Below are 16,059 nucleotides of genomic sequence, written 5' to 3'. Positions count from 1 at the left end.
GCTGCCTCCCTGCGCGCCCGAAGCAGTTTAGAACGGCACGGCGACCACCAGTTGGCTGTAGACATTGGTGCCGTTGCCGCCGACCTGATTGCCACCGGTATCGGCTGATTTATCGGGTTTGTACAGGCCCAGCAGCGGCGTGATGATCAGGTGCTCGTTGACGGCCCATTCGGCATACAGGTCCAGTTCGCGGCCATCCAGGTTCAATTGGCCGCGCGTACTGACGGTGTTGTAGTCGAAGAACAGCGCCCCCAGGGTGACGTTCTCCAGTGGTTTGACCTTGAGCGCCACGTGCTGCACGGCGGTATTACTGTTGAAGGGGCCGGAATAGTTGCCCGCCACTTCGCCCTGCACCCAGGTGCCGTAGCCACGGTTGAAACCTGAGAACATGCCGTCCCAGTTCTTCGAATAACGGGCGTAGCGGTAGGTCAGGTCCGGTGACCACGGCAGGTTGGCGAAGGTGTAGCCGGCTTCGGCGTAACCGGCATTTTCCTGGCCATCGCGACGGCTTTGGCGCGCCAGTTCGAAGGCGAAGTGCGCGTTGTCGATACCGGCATTGCCGGTGCCGCGCAGGCTGTAGAGGTTCATGCCTTTGCGCTGGCGCTGCAGGTCGGTGGCGAAGCGCTCATCCACATCGATGCCGTGAATATAGGTCAGCCCCAGGGTGCCCGGCGCGGCACTGTATTCCAGGGTGCCGGCGGCCATTTCGGTGAGGGCCTGGGCGCGGTTGTCGGACTTGATCCACATCAGGCTGCCGTGCACACCGTCCTTGCCGCCCAGGCGAATCACCGCCGTCTTATCGAAGGCATGGCGTGCGGCGATGTAGTAGGCGCCGCCGCGATTGAACTCGCCGTCGCCGACGCCATTGCCCAGGTTGGGGCCGTCGTCGTTAAGGATAAAACCGTCGCCGAGCATGATGATCTGGCGACCGAACGACAGGTCCAGGCCGTCCTTGCCCAGCGCCGGTAACAACTCGCCAGACCGCCAGCCGGCGAAGGCTTCGTCAAACTTGGTGGTGCGCTCGGTGCCGTTGGTCAATCCGGCCGCATCGCCGTCGCCCCAGGTACCGGAACTCACTAGGTTGGCCGTGCCATACACACCGCCCAGGTTGCCCAGGCGCTGTTCGACGCTCAGACCGTACTTGATGAACGCCTCACGCCAAGTGGAGCCGCCGCTGCGCCCATCGTAGTTCTTCGGGCTGTTGAACATACCGTACACGGCGAGGAAGTTGCCGGTGACCTGGGTGTCGGCGTCCGCATACAACTCGATGGCCTGCGCCTGGCCCACCAACAGTGCCACGCCCAGGCCGACCGTCTGGCGCAGGCAGCGGTTTTTCAGTGTGTGCTCCATTGTTATTGCCCCCATCTTGGTTAAGAGTGAGGGCGCATTAGGGCGAGCGGTGTGAGGCCAAGTCTTTTCCCTGCGTGCCAGACAATTGACTCTGGCCGCCAGGCAGCAGGCCTTGGCAGGCAGCAACAAAACCGGCGGCAGACAGGGGCAAGACGATCAACGGGAGTGGGGCGCAGAGTGCCGACACATTAAAAAAAACCGCTTCGAGGACCCCTCCATGTCGATCAACGACCGACTCACCGCACACCTCAACCGGGGTACGGTAGGTTTTCCCACTGCGTTGGCCAGCACCATCGGCCTGATCATGGCCAGCCCGGTGATTCTCACCGCCACGATGGGTTTTGGCATCGGTGGCAGCGCGTTTGCCCTGGCGATGCTGATCGCAGTGGTGATGATGCTGGCCCAGGCGACGACTTTCGCCGAGGCCGCCTCGATGCTGCCCACCACCGGTTCGGTGTACGACTACATCAACTGCGGCATGGGCCGGTTCTTTGCGATCACCGGGACCTTGTCGGCCTACCTGATCGTGCATGTGTTCGCCGGCACCGCCGAAACCATCCTCGCCGGCGTCATGGCTCTGGTGAACTTCGAACACCTCAACACCCTGGCAGAGTCGGCCGGCGGCTCGTGGTTGCTGGGCGTCGGTTTCGTACTGGTGTTCGGCGTGCTGAACGCCTTTGGCGTCAGCGCATTTGGCCGCGCCGAGATCATCCTGACCTTCGGCATGTGGACCACCCTGATGGTGTTCGGCGTACTGGGCCTGGTCGCCGCGCCGGCGGTGCAATTGGAGGGCTGGTTCGGTGAGTCGCTGGTGGGCACCGACCTGGTCACCGTGCTGTCGCTGGTGGGCATGGCGATGTTCATGTTCGTGGGTTGCGAGTTCGTCACCCCGCTGGCGCCGGACCTGCGCCAATCGGCCAAGGTGATGCCACGGGCGATGATGCTCGGGCTGATGGGCGTGGCGACGTGCATGTTCATCTATGGCGCGGCGATGAAGCGCCAGGTGGAAAACGTCGTGCTCGACGCCGCGTCCGGCGTGCACCTGCTGGACACACCCATGGCCATCCCCCGATTTGCCGAACAGGTGATGGGGCAGATCGGCCCGTTGTGGCTGGGTATCGGCTTTCTGTTCGCTGGCGCTGCGACCATCAATACCCTGATGGCCGGCGTGCCGCGCATCCTCTACGGCATGGCGGTGGATGGCGCCTTGCCAAAGGTGTTCACCTACCTGCACCCGCGTTTCAAGACGCCGCTGTTGTGCATCCTGGTGGCCATGTTGATTCCGTGCCTGCATGCGCTGTACCTGGGCGGCAACACCGACAACATCATGCACCTGGTACTGGCGGCGGTGTGCGCGTGGAGTTTCGCTTACCTGTTGGTGACGCTGTCGGTGGTGATCCTGCGCATTCGGCGTCCGGACTTGCCTCGGGCCTATCGTTCGCCGTGGTTCCCGCTGCCGCAGATCGTCTCCAGCATCGGCATCCTGCTGGGCATGTGGTTTATCACTCCGCCAGGCATGAACCCGGCTGACATTTATGTGCCGTTTGGCGTGATGCTCGGCGTGACGGCCACCTATGCGCTGTTCTGGACCCTGGTGGTGCAGAAGGTCAACCCCTTCAAGCCCGCCTGCGTGGAAGAGGTGTTGGCCAAGGAATTCAATCACGAACCGGGGCACGCCCATGAGGGTTATAGCGACCTTGCGGCAAAAACTGTTTGAGCTGTTTCGTGCTGACCGCGCACCCAGCGGGTATCGGCCGGGGGTGACCCTGGCCCACCTGCGGCGTGACCTGGGCCTGGCAAGCCTTGAAGTGGGCGGTGTGGCCTTCGAGATTGTCGAGCGCACCGAGTCTCAGTTGTTGATGCACCTGGTGCTGACCGAATGTGTCCTGCGCGTTCCTGCTGCAGCGGGTGGCGCTGGCAGCTTCGAGGTGCACCATGGCGGCGCGATCCGGCGCAGCGGTATTCATGTGCGGCGCCGCGCTGGCAACCAGGCACTGGGCCGTGAGTTGCAGGCGCGTTTGCAGGCTGACAGCGCGTTGTTCCAGGCGTTGATGCCGCTGGATTTCAAGCGCCTGCGCATCGAGCTGCAAGACCAGCAATGGTGCGTGCGCCTGGAGCATATGGGCGGCAGTGAGGTGGTCAACCGCATGCCGGCGTTCCGGCGCTACATTGCGTTGAGCACCGAGCAACGCGGGTATCTCTTGGTCGTACTGGCCGGATTGCGGCGGGTATTGTCGGACCTCTGATTGGCACCATTAATGCTTCTGCAAAGGGCAAACAGGTTGTTGTTGCGTGCATATAGATAACATGTTAACTATTGCGCCAGAACAACAAGAATAACGCCACTGCGGAGACACCCCATGAGCATCCCACAGCATGCACCCGACGGGCTCGACAGCTGGAACCGCGAACTGCGCGACGCGTGCGGCCACTTCGATACCGAACTGGCTTTCAACCGTTCGCTGTTTATCGGCGAGATCCATAACCTGCCGCGTGGCCTGGCCATCCTGCGCACCAATGCCGGGCTGATCAAGCGCCCGACGCACCACGCCGACCATGACAACGACCAGGAATGTTTTCTGGTCAGCCAGCGCAGCGGCTATTCGCAAATCACTCAGAACGACCAGACCGTACAACTGGCCCCCGGCGAAATGCTGTTGATGGACTCGGTAGGCTCCATTGAAATTTCCCCTTTCGGCCTGATCGAACACGCCTCGTTGTCCCTGTCGCGCAGTGCGGTGTGCAAGCACCTGGGTGGCCAGGCACGGGCCTTCGGCAAGATCTCCTCGACCAAAGCCTGCGGGCGCATGCTGCATGTGCTGATGGACCAACTGTGCAAGGACGATACCGACGAAGACGCCACGCAAGTGGAAGCGCTGCAAGCGGCCTTCGTCTCGCTGTTGGGGTCGGCGTTGGAGCAGGGCGACGAGTGCCGCGAGGGCGTTGCTGCGTTGCACGGCAATAACCTGCGCAGCTATGTACAAAAAGTCATCGATGAGTCGCTGAGCCAGCCAGGCCTGAGCCCGATCGGCCTGGCCAACCGCCTGAATATCTCGGTACGGCACCTGTACCGCTTGTTCGAGGAACAGGACGATAGCGTCTGCCGCTACATCCAGCGCGCACGGCTCAAGCGCAGTGCGGACGACTTGACCAACCCCTTCCTGCGCAGCGAGTCGATCACCTCGATTGCCTACAAGTGGGGTTTTACCGACTCGGCGCATTTCAGCCGCTCGTTCAAGAAGCAGTTCGAAGTATCGCCCAAGGATTTTCGTTCCAGCCGGTTGCAGGCGGTGCAAGCGTGATCGTTCCCACGCTCCGCGTGGGAACGCCGCCCCGGACGCTCCGCGTCCCGCTCCAGAAGTCGTGACGCGGAGCGTCACAGGATGCATTCCCACGCAGAGCGTGGGAACGATCGGCAAACCGCCCTCATCAAAGCGGCGTTCCCAGAGACCGATGATGTCGAACTTACGGATGTCGAACAAGGCCGCCGTCTGCCGATAGGACAGCTGTTGATCGTTCCTACGCTCCGCGTGGGAACGCCGCCCCGGACGCTCCGCGTCCCGCGCCAGAAGTCGTGACGCGGAGCGTCACAGGATGCATTCCCACGCAGAGCGTGGGAACGATCGGCAAACCGCCCTCATCAAAGCGGCGTTCCCAGAGACCGATGATGTCGAACTTACGGATGTCGAACAAGGCCGCCGTCTGCCGATAGGACAGCTGTTGATCGTTCCTACGCTCCGCGTGGGAACGCCGCCCCGGACGCTCCGCGTCCCGCGCCAGAAGTCGTGACGCGGAGCGTCACAGGATGCATTCCCACGCAGAGCGTGGGAACGATCGGGTTTCATATTTCGGGCAGCGTCGCGCCACCATCCACCACCAGCGTCTGCCCGGTGATATAGCCCGCCAGGTCAGAGGCCAGAAACACCATCGCCCCGGCAATATCCGCCGCAGCGCCCAGGCGCCCCAGCGGCACACGGCGGGCGATGCTGTCATTCACGGCCGCATCGCCCAGGTTGCCCATCGCCGGCGTGGCGATCATGCCGGGCTCCACGCCGTTGACCCGCACATTCAACGGCGCCAGCTCCAGCGCTGCATTGCGGATAAACCCATTCACCCCAGCTTTGGACGCCGCATAGTGGCTCAGCCCCGGATAACCGACCCGGTTGCCGGTGACCGAAGACGTCACCAGCACGCAGCCCCGGCCTTGTTCGCGAAACATCGGCAACGCCGCCTGGGTCAGCCAGAACAGCGCCGACAGGTTCACCGCCAGGGTGCGCTCCAGGATCGTTGGGGTAATGTCGGCAAAGGCGGTCAGCGGAAAGTACCCGGCGTTGTGCACCAGCACATCCAGTTGCGCCAAGCCTTGGACGCAGGCGAACACCGCTTCGGCATCCGCCAGGTCAACGCCAACGGCGTCAACGTGATACCCCTGCGCGCATAACCCGGCAGCCAGGGCTTCAGCCTGTTCAACCCTACGGTCGGCAATCACCACTCGCGCACCGCGTTGGGCAAAGGCCTGGACGATGCCCAGGCCAATGCCCTGGGCGCCGCCGGTGACCAGCACGACCTGGCCGCTGAAATCCAGGTCATTCGTCATGGGCAGGCTCCAGGTGCGTAAACGCCAGCGTCGGCACGTCGACGATGCTGGAGCCACCGTCCGCCACCAACGTGGCGCCGGTAATGATCGAGGCGTCGTCGCTGGCCAGGAAGCGGCACACCTTGGCGATCTCGTCGGCACGGGCGGCGCGCCGCAGCGGGACATCGGCACACACACGCGCATAGGCCTGCTGCAAGGTTTCGCCGTACGCCTCCATCAACGGCTGCATCTCCGCGTCGGCCATCGGCGTGTGCACCCAGCCTGGGCACACCGCGTTCACCCGCACGCCATGGGGCCCATAATCACGGGCCAGCGAGCGGTTGAGCCCGAGCAGCGCATGCTTGGCGGTGGTGTAGCCACACACCTCGGGGCCTGCCGCCAATGAGGCGATGGAGCCAATCAGCACGATGTTCCCGGCGCTTTCCTGCAACAGCGGCAGGCAGGCGCGGGCGCTGTAAAACGCACTGTCGAGGTTGCTGCGCAGCGCGCCTTCCCAGGTGGCCTGACTGGTCTGGGTCGCACTGCCCAGCCCGTGGCCACCGGCACAGGCCAGCAGCACATCGAGGCGCCCGAAGTGGCTGCGGATTTGTTGGATGAAGCCGTCCCAGGTGTCCGGGCAGGCGGCATCGCCCACCAGGATCAGCCCGCCGGTGTCCAGCGCCACCTGTTCCAGTGGCTCACGACGCCGACCGATCAGCACCAGATGCGCGCCTTCCTGTGCGTACAAGCGTGCGCAGGCAGCGCCGATGCCGGTGCCGGCCCCGGTGATCACCACCGTGCGCGGCTCAGTCACGGGGGTACTCCGTGCGGTTGAGCACCTGGCAATAGGAACTGATCGGGAAGTTCGACAGCTCGTCGAAGGACGCCCCGGCATAGCCGAAGATCTTGCCGTCGCTGCGATGCTGTTGCAGGTCGATCAGCACCAGGCCGAGGGTCGGTACGATCTTCTCCTGCCAGACGAACAGGTACAGCTGTTCGGCGATCTTGTAGTAATGGCAGCGGTCGGTGTCGCACAGGCCTTTCTCCACGCCCTCAAGGCATTGCCAGGCGTAGAATTGCGGGTTGAGGTAGATGTGCTCGTAGACCTCGCTGGGGCTGTAGCGGTAGTGGTTGCGCAGGCCGACCAACTCATTGGTGGGGGCGTGCAGGCAGTGGCCGTCCTGCCACGGCCGGTCGAGGCTGCCGTGGAGGAAGTCAACCTGTACCGAGGTCAGCGGTTTGCCGGCCAGGGCGCGGTGGTAAAGGCCTTCGTGGGTCTCTGCCGGTTCCGGCATACGGCCAATCACCGCGGTAAAAGAGGCATTTGGCGTGTCCAGCACCAGGCTGATCGACCAGCTTTGCCCCGCCTCGTGCTTGATAAAGTCCACCAGGTACAGGCCCGGGCGAATGGAGCTGGCGCGGTAGGCGGCGCTGCCGCTGGAGTGGCCATCGGCGGCGTGCCAGGCCAGGCGCTCCTGCTCGAAGCGGTGTTCGATCTGCCAGCCATTGGCAAAGTGCAGGGTGAAGGTCTGGCCGGCCAGGTCGGCCAGGTTCGGCAGGATGAACGCCTCGGGTGCAAACCCCTCAGCCAGGGCGCCCACGGTGATCCAGTCAGATGAATTCGACATGGCAACGCCTCCCTTACACGACGGCGAAGTAGTGTTTGACGAAACTCTCGCTGACCACTTCCCACAGCACCGGCGTGCCCTTGGTCACGAACCAGCTGTCACCGGCCTTGTAGCGGGTGGTTTGGCCGGTGGACTCGTCGGTCAGCACCACTTCGCCGGTCACTACCGTGGCTTGCTCGGCGAAGGGGTAGACCATGCGGAACTTGCCCTGGGTCGTGCCGAAGTACGCACTGCTGACCGCATCGGTGGGCGCGCCAAAGGTCATCTTGCCGAAGGCGCGTACTTCGCCTTCGAGGATTTGCGAGCCGAGGTCGGCCACGGTGCCCCAGGCGTCGAGTTCCGACAGCTGGACGTTGTGTTTGAGGGTGGTAAGTGTCATGGCAGATGCTCCGATAAGTACGAGATTTTTGTAGGAACGAGCTTGCTCGCGAAAAACTCACAGGCGCCGCGTTCATTCAGGAAGCACGCGTTATCGTTGAAGTTTTTCGCGGGCAAGCCCGCTCCTACAGGGGGTTAGCGGCGACCGTTCCAGTAGCCGGAAAGTTGGTGCCAGGATTTGCCCGCCGTCAGCAGCAGCGGGCGAATCGCGTCCTTGCCGATGATGGTGGGGCGGTGAATCGAGCTGACCAGGTCATAGCGCGCCGAGCCTTCGCTCATGCCTTCGGCCAGCACCTTGCAGATGATGTGGCTGGGGGTGACGCCAAAGCCGGAATAGCCCTGCACGAAAAACGCGTTGCTGCGCCCCGGCAAGGTGCCCACCTGCGGGAACAGGTTCGGGCTGCACGCCATTGGGCCGCCCCAGGCCAGGTCGATTTTCACGTCCTTGAGGTAGGGGAAAATCTTCAGCATGAGGTTGCGGTTCCAGGCTTTGAGGTCGCCGGGAATGTGCTCCACCAAAGGCGTGGCGGCGCCGAACAGCAGGCGGTTTTCATTGGTCACGCGGTAGTAGTCGATCACCGGGCGGATGTCGCTGTAGGCCCCACGGATCGGGCTGATACGCTGGATCAACTCCTCGGACAACGGCTCGGTCATCATCTGGAACGCGTAGGTGTTGATGGTCGAGCGGTGCAGTTCCGGCTCCAGCTTGTTGAGAAAGCTGTCACAGGCCCACAGCAACTTGCTGGCGCGTACCGAACCACGACCGGTGCGCACGGTGATGCGCTCGCCATAGCTGACGTCCAGGGCCGGGCTGTTCTCGAAGATCTTCACGCCATGGCTGGCCAGTGCGGTGGCTTCGCCCAGCAGCAGGTTCAGCGAATGCACATGCCCGCCACCCATGTGCAACAGGGCGCTGGTGTAGGCGGTGGAGCCGATGATCTGCTGCACATCGGAGCCGCCGAGAAAGCGGATTTCGTGCTGGCTGTTGATCGACTTGAAGTCCTTCTCCCAGGCGCGCAGGGTTTTTTCCTGGCGGGCGTTGAAGCCCATATAGCCGTAGCCGTGGCAAAAGTCCGCGTCGATGTTGTACTTGGCGATGCGGTTCTTGATGATGTCGGCGCCCAGGTCGCTGATCTCGAACACTTGGCGCAGGCCGTCTTCGCCCACGTCCTTCTTGATCTTCTCCAGGTCATGGCCGATGCCTGCCATGATCTGCCCACCGTTGCGGCCCGTGCCGCCAAAGCCCAGGTAGCGCGCTTCAAGCACCACAATGTTGGTGATGCCTTTTTCCGCCAGCTCAAGGGCCGTGTTGATCCCGGAAAAGCCGCCGCCGATGACCACGACGTCTGCCTCGATATCCTGTTCCAGGGTGGGGAAGCTGAGGTTGTATTTCTTGGTGGCGGTGTAGTACGTGGGGGTTTCGATGTTGATCATGGCGCAGCCTGAAAAAGTGAAGGAAGGCGCTAAAGCGGATGCCTCCATTAGGGCCCCTGGCGGGCGGGAAGTCTTGATCCTGCGTGCCCGGGTTTTTGATTCAGCGCGCCACGGGCGAGGGCACCTACAAGTTATAGCGCGCTCGCCGGCCGGGAATGTTAGAGTTTCGTTAAACTATTAACTAAATACTTCGTGACCCTGAGCCCTATGTCCACACCTCGACAATCCTTGACCCTGGCCTTGCTGCAAGCACGCGAGGCCGCGATGAGTTTTTTCCGTCCTTCCCTGAATGAACACGGCCTGACCGAACAGCAATGGCGCATCATCCGCATCCTTGAACAGCACGGTGAGTTGGAGATCTACCAACTGGCGGAGCTGGCCTGCATCCTCAAGCCGAGCATGACCGGCGTACTGGTGCGCATGGAAGCGGCCGGCATGGTGCACCGGCGCAAGGCCGAACAGGACCAGCGTCGGGTGCTGATTACCCTGGCGGACAAGGGCAAGGCAAGTTTCGAGTCCATGAGCCAGTGCATGGAGGCCAACTACCAGCGTTTGCAGGATCAGTTTGGCGAAGAGAAATTCCAGATGCTGTTGGGGTTGCTGGATGACTTGAAGAACATCAAGCGCTGAACTAATGACTGAACCACCACCGGTCAACTGTGGGAGCTGGCTTGCCTGCGATAGCGCCGGGTCAGCTGGCTTATCTGTCGCTGATGCACCGCCATCGCAGGCAAGCCAGCTCCCACATGGATTTCAGTAGACACCACCGGTGTTGGCAGCCACCGGTACGTCTTTGAACTTCCCGGCCAGGCTTTGCAGCCCCCGCATCAACACCGTGGTATCCACCCCCACCGCCACGAACGTCGCTCCCAACTCGATATAGCGTCGTGCGAGATTTTCATCCGCACTGAGAATCCCTGCCGCCTTACCCACCTTGACGATACGCACGATGGCGTCCTCAATCGCCGCCTGTACCTGCGGATGCCCCGGGTTACCCCGATGGCCCATGGACGCGCTCAAATCTGCCGGGCCGATAAACACCCCGTCCACGCCTTCGACGGCGGCGATGGCGTCCAGATTGGCCAGGCCTTCGGCATTCTCAATCTGCACCAGCAGGCACATCTGCGCGTCGGCCTGGTCGAGGTAATCGGCGATGCTGTTCCAGCGCGAGGCGCGGGCCAGGGCGCTGCCGACCCCGCGAATACCCTGGGGCGGGTAGCGCAGGGCGCGCACCAGTTCCCGGGCCTGGGCGGCGTTTTCGACCATGGGCACCAGCAGCGTCTGGGCGCCGATATCCAGCAGTTGTTTGATCAGCGCCGTGTCGCCGATCACCGGGCGAATCAATGCCTGGCTGGGGTAGGGCGCGATGGCCTGTAATTGCGCGAGCATGTCCCCCAGCTGGTTGGGCGCATGTTCGCCGTCGATCAGCAGCCAGTCGAAAGCGGCGTTGGCGGCCAGTTCCGCGCAGTAGGCGTTGGCAAGGCCGAGCCACAGGCCGATCTGTACCTCGCGGTTGTGCAGGCGTTGCTTGAATCGGTTGACAGGCATATCCATGAAAGCACTCCTGGGTTCAGACGAAGCGGCAGGCAATCGAGCCGAGCAGGTCGTAGTCGACGTGGAAGGTATCGCCAGGGCGGGCTGCCACGGGGCGGGTAAACGAGCCGCCGAGAATCACTTGGCCGGGCAGCAGGGTGACGTCATAGGGCGCCAGCTTGTTGGCCAGCCACGCCACGCCTTTGGCCGGGTGGTTGAGCACCGCCGCCGACACCCCGGACTCTTCGATCACGCCATTGCGATACAACACCGCCGGCACCTTGCGCAGGTCGATCTCGGTGGGGCGCACGGCGCGGCCGCCGAGGACCACACCGGCGTTGGCGGCGTTGTCGGAGATGGTGTCGAACACCTTGCGGGTGGCGTTGGTATGCGGGTCGACCTGCTGGATGCGGGCGTCGATGATTTCCAGCGCCGGGATCACCCACTCGGTGGCGTCGAGCACATCGAACACCGTGCAGTTGGGCCCTTTGAGCGGCTTGCCGAGGATGAAAGCCAGTTCCACCTCCACCCGTGGCACGATGAAACGCTCGAAGGGAATGTCGCTGCCTTCGTCGAAAAACATGTCGTCGAGCAGAGCGCCGTAATCGGGTTCGGTGATATTCGACGACACCTGCATGGCCCGTGACGTCAGGCCGATCTTGTGGCCCTTGAGCGTGCGCCCGTGCTTGATCTTCTGCGCGACCCATTCACGCTGGATGGCGTAGGCGTCCTCGATCGTCATATCGGGGTAGTCGAGGGAAAACTGGCGCACCTGTTCGCGGCTGCGTTCGGCATGGTCCAGGTGGGCGGCTGCTGTGAGGATTTGCTGGGAGTCGAGCATGGCAACGGTCTCTAGTGTGGGTTGACGATGGCGGCCTGGGTGCGCAGCACCAGCAAGCCGCCGAGGGCGATAAACAGGGCGAGTACGTACAGGGCCAGGCTGGCGCTCTGGGTGGCGTCGCGCATCCAGCCGATCAGGTAGGGCGCGAGGAACGCCGCGATGCTGCCGAACGAGCTGATCATGGCGATGCCCGCCGCCTGGGTGGTGTGGGAGAGAAACGCCGGTGGCAGTTGCCAGAACATCGGCAGCGCGGCACTGGCGCCCATGCCGGCGACCACCAGCCCGCCCATCACCAGCAGCGCATTGCCGGGCGCCAGGCCCGCGACGGCGATACCGAGTGCCGCCATCAGCAACGGCACGCACAGGTGCCAGCGGCGTTCGCGGTGGCGGTCGGACGAGCGCCCGCAGCCGAGCATGAAGAAGCAGCCGGCCAGGTACGGCACGGCGCTGAGCAAGCCGACCTGGCTGTCACGGCCGATGCCGGCGCCGTGGATCAGGGTGGGCATCCAGAACGCCAGGGTGTTGACCGCCAGCATCACCGCAAAGTACACGGCCACCAGCAGCCACACCTGCGGGTCACGCAGGATGCCGCCGAACGAGGTGATGGTCTTGCGCTGTTCCTCGTTGCTCAGTTGGGTGTGCAATTGCTGTTTTTGCTCGGCAGTCAGCCAGTGCACCGACTCGAAACTGTCCGGCAGCCACTTGAGTACCACCAGCCCCAGCAGCACCACGGGCGCGCCTTCGATCAGGAACATCCATTGCCAGCCGCGCAGGCTGCCGACGTCGTGGAAGTTCTCCAGGATCGCCCCGGAAATCGGCCCGCCCAGCACTCCGGCCATGGGCACCGCAATGGCAAACAAGGCAGTGACCTGGGCGCGACGGCGTGCCGGGTACCAACGGTTGAGGAATACCAGGATCCCCGGGAAAAAACCGGCCTCGGCCACACCCAGCAGAAAGCGCAGCACGTAGAACCCGCGTGCGCTCTCCACCCACAACATGCCGGTGGAGAGTAGACCCCACACCATCATCAGGCAGGCGATCCAGCGCCGTGGTCCGACGCGGTCCAGGGCAATGTTGCTGGGCACGCCGAACAGTGCGTAGGCAATGAAGAACAGGCCGGCGCCGAAGCCATACACGGTGTCGCTGAAGTGCAGGTCGCTGCTCATCTGCATCTTGGCAAAGCCGATGTTGATGCGGTCCAGATGGGCGAACAGGTAACACACCAGCAACAAGGGCATCAGGCGCCAGGTCACCAAACGATGGGTACGGTCGTGCTCGGCAAGCCGCAGGCTTGCAGTGGAATGGGCTGTGCTCATGGCGTTGTTCTTTTTGTTGTAGGAGCGAGCTTGCTCGCGAAAAACGTTAACGAAAACGCAGCGCTGCCGGTGATCCGCGGTGCCTGTGGGTTTTTCGCGAGCGAGCTCGCTCCTACAGGGGGGGCGGGGCCGTTTCAGCTTGCCGGGTTGTTCAGGAACGCATGCACATTGTTCTGCTTGAAGTTGAGCTGCGGGTGCAGCTCGATCATCTCGAACGACAGCGCCAACAACCGTTGCGCCTGCAGCTCGGCGAAGTGTGCGGTGATCACCGCGAACACCGCTTGGGCGACTGCTTCGCGCGTCGCCAGGTCGCGGCCATGGCCGACCTTGAGGGTCATGTGTACAAAGGCATAATCGTGCTTGCCGTCGGCCATGCGCCAGGTGTCCAGGCGCACGCCGCGACTGCGAATGCCGCCCAATGGAAACACACCGCTGTCACCCAGCACGCGGTGGACTTTTTCAAACAGGCCGGGCAAATCGGCCTGCTGTTCGAGGTTGTCGGTGTACTCAGCGATAAAGTGCGGCATGGTGTTCTCCCAGGGTTAAAGCGGGAAAATCGCGTTGATCTGGCCGGTGCCCGAACTGCCGAACGGCGGCGTGATGATCTCGGTCGGCTTGGCATAGTCCGGCCCACCCAGCAGGCCCAGGAGCATGGCGGTGTCGTGCATCTTGCCTTCGCCAAAACAATGTTCGGCGTAGTCGGGCAACATGGCGCAGAACTCCTTGAAGCGACCTTGCTTCCACATTTCCACGACATGCAGGTCCACCTGCTTGTCGAATTCGCGGGTCCAGTTGTGGATATTCGCCTCAGCCTGGCGGTCGTCCGAGAACCGATGGGACAGCGAGCCGGACGCCAGCACCAGCACCTTGCGGTCGCTCTTTTCGATCGCCCGGCGCACGGCGGCGCCGAAGGCAAAGCTGTCTTCCAGGCGATGCCAGGCGCACCAGGCAGCGATGGAAATGACCTTGAATTTCTCTGCGTCGGGCACGCCCATATGCATGTAGCGCATGGGCACCAGGGTGCCGTATTCCAGCTCCAGGCTCGGGATGTTGTGGGCCATGCTGCGCACGCCAGCCAGGTTGGCTTCGGCGGCGATCAGCTCGCCCAGCTCTGGGCAACCGGGGTAGGCGTAGTCCATGTTCTTGATGAAATGCGGCAGTTCGTTGCTGGTGTAGGTGCCCTGGAACTGCTCGCCGCAATTGACGTGGTAGCCGCTGTTGACCAGCCAGTGCACGTCGAACACCACCGCAGTGTCGGCCCCCAGTTCGCGGGCACGCCGGCCGATCTCCTTGTGCCCGGCAATCGCCGCTTCGCGACAGCCGTGATGTTTGCCGGGCAGTTCCGACAGGTACATAGACGGTACGTGGCAGATCTTCGCTGCCAGAACCACTTCGCCCATGATGACTCTCCTGAATAATTATTCTTTTGTAGGAGCGAGCTCGCTCGCGAAAAACGTCAACGATAACGCAGCGCTTCAGGTAGCCAGCGGTGCCTGTGGGTGCTTCGCGAGCAAGCTCGCTCCTACAAGCAATGCGGGCTTCAGACGCCCCAACGCGGAATGTGATGACTGCCCATGGAAATACACACGTTCTTGATCTCGGCAAACACTTCGAAGCTGTACTGGCCGCCTTCACGCCCGGTGCCCGAGCCTTTGACTCCGCCAAACGGCTGGCGCAAATCCCGTACGTTCTGGCTGTTGATAAATACCATGCCCGCTTCGATACCGCGCGCCAGGCGGTGGGCCTTGCCGATGTCCTGGGTCCAGATGTAGGAGGCCAGCCCGTATTCGGTGTCGTTGGCCAATTGCAGCGCTTCAGCTTCGTCTTTGAACGGGATCAGGCACACCACCGGGCCGAAGATTTCTTCCTGGGCGATGCGCATCCGGTTGTTCACGTCGGCAAACACCGTCGGCTGGATAAACTGGCCGCGGCTGAGGTGCGCCGGCAGGTTGGCCGGGCGTTCCAGGCCGCCAGCCAGCAGCGTGGCGCCCTCGTCCAGGCCGATCTTGATGTAGCCGGTGACCTTGTCGTAATGGGCCTGGGTGATCATCGAGCCGACCTGGGTGTTCGGGTCCTGGGGGTCGCCGACGATCAAGCGCTTGGCTCGCGCCGCGAACTCGGCGACAAATTGCGGGTAGACGCTTTCCTGGATAAAGATCCGGCTGCCAGCGGTGCAGCGCTCGCCGTTGAGGGAAAAGATCGTGAACAACGCGGCGTCGAGGGCGCGTTCCAGGTCGGCGTCTTCAAAAATCAGCACCGGCGACTTGCCGCCCAGTTCCATGGAGTACTTTTTCAGGCCGGCGCTCTGCATGATTTTCTTACCCGTGGCGGTGCCGCCGGTAAAGGAAATCGCCCGTACATCCGGGTGGCGCACCAGTGCATCACCGGCGGTGGCGCCGTAGCCCTGGATCACATTGAGCACGCCGTCGGGAATCCCGGCTTCCACCGCCAGGCGCCCCAGTTCATTGGCGGTCAGCGGCGACAGCTCCGACATCTTCAACACCGCCGTATTGCCCAGCGCCAGGCACGGCGCGGTCTTCCAGGTGGCGGTCATGAACGGCACGTTCCACGGCGATACCAGCCCGCACACGCCCACCGGCTGGTACAGGGTGTAGTTGAGCATCTGGTCATCCACCGGGTAGGTGTGGCCGTCCATGCGGGTGCAGACCTCAGCGAAGAAATCGAAGTTGTGCGAGGCACGCGGGATCAACACGTTCTTGGTCTGGTGGATCGGCAGGCCGGTGTCCAGGGTTTCCAGCTCGGCCAGGTGTGGCACGTTCTGTTCGATCAGCTCGCCCAGTTTGCGCATCAAGCGCGCGCGCTCCTTGGCCGGCGTATTGGCCCACTTGGGGAACGCGGCCTTGGCCGCCGCCACGGCCTGCGCGACTTCTTCGGCACCGCCGCTGGCCACTTCACCGATGGCCTCGCCGGTGGCCGGGTTGTAGTTGATAAAGGTGTCTTTGCTTTCGACCTCACGGCCGTTGATCCAGTGTTTGATCATGG

The 16,059-nt window shown here is 62.9% G+C and carries 16 protein-coding genes; 4 read left to right on the top strand and 12 right to left on the bottom strand.

What is annotated here, in order from left to right; genetic code table 11:
* Nucleotides 1-27: 27 nt before the first annotated feature.
* Entirely contained in the window at nucleotides 28-1,350 is a 1,323-nt protein-coding gene (locus BT204_RS07590; protein ID WP_072446208.1) for an alginate export family protein, read from the bottom strand.
* A 217-nt stretch (nucleotides 1,351-1,567) separates the two neighbouring features.
* On the opposite strand from BT204_RS07590, the gene BT204_RS07585 reads away from it, so the two are divergent.
* From BT204_RS07585 to feaR, 3 genes are all read left to right on the top strand, one after another.
* A complete protein-coding gene (locus tag BT204_RS07585) occupies nucleotides 1,568-3,067 on the top strand; it encodes an APC family permease (RefSeq protein WP_060763686.1) in 1,500 nt (499 codons plus the stop codon).
* Complete coding sequence (locus tag BT204_RS07580) at nucleotides 3,030-3,596, top strand: DUF3156 family protein (RefSeq protein ID WP_057974996.1); 567 nt, start codon at nucleotides 3,030-3,032, stop codon at nucleotides 3,594-3,596. The genes BT204_RS07585 and BT204_RS07580 overlap by 38 nt, the downstream gene beginning before the upstream one ends.
* Nucleotides 3,597-3,710: 114 nt before the next feature.
* Nucleotides 3,711-4,652 carry a transcriptional regulator FeaR gene (gene feaR / locus BT204_RS07575; protein ID WP_072446205.1) on the top strand — a complete coding sequence of 314 codons (942 nt, stop codon included), beginning with the start codon at nucleotides 3,711-3,713 and terminating at the stop codon, nucleotides 4,650-4,652.
* A gap of 539 nt (nucleotides 4,653-5,191) precedes the next feature.
* On the opposite strand, the gene BT204_RS07565 is transcribed toward feaR, so the two are convergent.
* From BT204_RS07565 to BT204_RS07545, 5 genes are all read right to left on the bottom strand, one after another.
* Entirely contained in the window at nucleotides 5,192-5,947 is a 756-nt protein-coding gene (locus BT204_RS07565; protein ID WP_034128194.1) for an SDR family oxidoreductase, read from the bottom strand.
* Nucleotides 5,937-6,740 (bottom strand): SDR family NAD(P)-dependent oxidoreductase, encoded by an 804-nt coding sequence (locus BT204_RS07560; RefSeq protein WP_054917504.1) that lies wholly within the window; start codon nucleotides 6,738-6,740, stop codon nucleotides 5,937-5,939. Before BT204_RS07560 ends, BT204_RS07565 begins: the two co-directional genes overlap by 11 nt.
* Nucleotides 6,733-7,554, bottom strand: coding sequence for a molybdenum cofactor biosynthesis F family protein (locus BT204_RS07555; protein ID WP_054917502.1), 822 nt, complete (start codon nucleotides 7,552-7,554; stop codon nucleotides 6,733-6,735). Before BT204_RS07555 ends, BT204_RS07560 begins: the two co-directional genes overlap by 8 nt.
* Before the next feature lie 13 nt (nucleotides 7,555-7,567).
* Complete coding sequence (locus tag BT204_RS07550) at nucleotides 7,568-7,933, bottom strand: cupin domain-containing protein (protein WP_034128191.1); 366 nt, start codon at nucleotides 7,931-7,933, stop codon at nucleotides 7,568-7,570.
* 134 nt (nucleotides 7,934-8,067) lie between these two features.
* Nucleotides 8,068-9,366, bottom strand: a complete 1,299-nt coding sequence (locus tag BT204_RS07545) for an NAD(P)/FAD-dependent oxidoreductase (RefSeq protein WP_072446204.1) — start codon at nucleotides 9,364-9,366, stop codon at nucleotides 8,068-8,070.
* A gap of 207 nt (nucleotides 9,367-9,573) precedes the next feature.
* Between BT204_RS07545 and hpaR the strand changes: the two genes are divergently transcribed.
* Nucleotides 9,574-9,996 carry a homoprotocatechuate degradation operon regulator HpaR gene (gene hpaR / locus BT204_RS07540; RefSeq protein WP_032896376.1) on the top strand — a complete coding sequence of 141 codons (423 nt, stop codon included), beginning with the start codon at nucleotides 9,574-9,576 and terminating at the stop codon, nucleotides 9,994-9,996.
* 123 nt (nucleotides 9,997-10,119) lie between these two features.
* Here the strand turns inward: hpaR and hpaI are convergent, their stop codons facing one another.
* The 6 genes from hpaI to hpaE all read right to left on the bottom strand — a co-directional run bounded on the left by hpaI (nucleotide 10,120) and on the right by hpaE (nucleotide 16,057).
* Nucleotides 10,120-10,920: a 4-hydroxy-2-oxoheptanedioate aldolase gene (gene hpaI, locus BT204_RS07535; RefSeq protein ID WP_072446203.1), complete on the bottom strand. Its 801-nt coding sequence runs from the start codon at nucleotides 10,918-10,920 to the stop codon at nucleotides 10,120-10,122.
* Nucleotides 10,921-10,936: 16 nt separating this feature from the next.
* Nucleotides 10,937-11,740 (bottom strand): 2-oxo-hept-4-ene-1,7-dioate hydratase, encoded by an 804-nt coding sequence (gene hpaH / locus BT204_RS07530; RefSeq protein ID WP_057974991.1) that lies wholly within the window; start codon nucleotides 11,738-11,740, stop codon nucleotides 10,937-10,939.
* Between the two features lie 11 nt (nucleotides 11,741-11,751).
* On the bottom strand, nucleotides 11,752-13,056 hold the full coding sequence (locus BT204_RS07525) for an MFS transporter (RefSeq protein WP_072446202.1): 1,305 nt from the start codon (nucleotides 13,054-13,056) through the stop codon (nucleotides 11,752-11,754).
* A gap of 134 nt (nucleotides 13,057-13,190) precedes the next feature.
* Nucleotides 13,191-13,583, bottom strand: coding sequence for a tautomerase family protein (locus tag BT204_RS07520; protein WP_034128187.1), 393 nt, complete (start codon nucleotides 13,581-13,583; stop codon nucleotides 13,191-13,193).
* 15 nt (nucleotides 13,584-13,598) lie between these two features.
* Nucleotides 13,599-14,456 carry a 3,4-dihydroxyphenylacetate 2,3-dioxygenase gene (gene hpaD / locus BT204_RS07515; protein WP_072446199.1) on the bottom strand — a complete coding sequence of 286 codons (858 nt, stop codon included), beginning with the start codon at nucleotides 14,454-14,456 and terminating at the stop codon, nucleotides 13,599-13,601.
* Nucleotides 14,457-14,596: 140 nt separating this feature from the next.
* On the bottom strand, nucleotides 14,597-16,057 hold the full coding sequence (gene hpaE / locus BT204_RS07510) for a 5-carboxymethyl-2-hydroxymuconate semialdehyde dehydrogenase (protein ID WP_072446196.1): 1,461 nt from the start codon (nucleotides 16,055-16,057) through the stop codon (nucleotides 14,597-14,599).
* Nucleotides 16,058-16,059 lie beyond the last annotated feature (2 nt).

Source organism: Pseudomonas sp. NFPP02, from assembly GCF_900119355.1.
In the GTDB taxonomy this organism is placed as follows: Bacteria; Pseudomonadota; Gammaproteobacteria; order Pseudomonadales; family Pseudomonadaceae; genus Aquipseudomonas; species Aquipseudomonas paracarnis.
This window is presented reverse-complemented; position numbering and strand designations above follow the sequence as displayed.

Coding starts and splice junctions, on each gene's coding strand:
- BT204_RS07590 (WP_072446208.1), bottom strand. CDS start 1,350: ATGGAGCACACACTGAAAAACCGCTGCCTGCGCCAGACGGTCGGCCTG.
- BT204_RS07585 (WP_060763686.1), top strand. CDS start 1,568: ATGTCGATCAACGACCGACTCACCGCACACCTCAACCGGGGTACGGTA.
- BT204_RS07580 (WP_057974996.1), top strand. CDS start 3,030: ATGAGGGTTATAGCGACCTTGCGGCAAAAACTGTTTGAGCTGTTTCGT.
- feaR (WP_072446205.1), top strand. CDS start 3,711: ATGAGCATCCCACAGCATGCACCCGACGGGCTCGACAGCTGGAACCGC.
- BT204_RS07565 (WP_034128194.1), bottom strand. CDS start 5,947: ATGACGAATGACCTGGATTTCAGCGGCCAGGTCGTGCTGGTCACCGGC.
- BT204_RS07555 (WP_054917502.1), bottom strand. CDS start 7,554: ATGTCGAATTCATCTGACTGGATCACCGTGGGCGCCCTGGCTGAGGGG.
- BT204_RS07550 (WP_034128191.1), bottom strand. CDS start 7,933: ATGACACTTACCACCCTCAAACACAACGTCCAGCTGTCGGAACTCGAC.
- BT204_RS07545 (WP_072446204.1), bottom strand. CDS start 9,366: ATGATCAACATCGAAACCCCCACGTACTACACCGCCACCAAGAAATAC.
- hpaR (WP_032896376.1), top strand. CDS start 9,574: ATGTCCACACCTCGACAATCCTTGACCCTGGCCTTGCTGCAAGCACGC.
- hpaI (WP_072446203.1), bottom strand. CDS start 10,920: ATGGATATGCCTGTCAACCGATTCAAGCAACGCCTGCACAACCGCGAG.
- hpaH (WP_057974991.1), bottom strand. CDS start 11,740: ATGCTCGACTCCCAGCAAATCCTCACAGCAGCCGCCCACCTGGACCAT.
- BT204_RS07525 (WP_072446202.1), bottom strand. CDS start 13,056: ATGAGCACAGCCCATTCCACTGCAAGCCTGCGGCTTGCCGAGCACGAC.
- BT204_RS07520 (WP_034128187.1), bottom strand. CDS start 13,583: ATGCCGCACTTTATCGCTGAGTACACCGACAACCTCGAACAGCAGGCC.
- hpaD (WP_072446199.1), bottom strand. CDS start 14,456: ATGGGCGAAGTGGTTCTGGCAGCGAAGATCTGCCACGTACCGTCTATG.
- hpaE (WP_072446196.1), bottom strand. CDS start 16,057: ATGATCAAACACTGGATCAACGGCCGTGAGGTCGAAAGCAAAGACACC.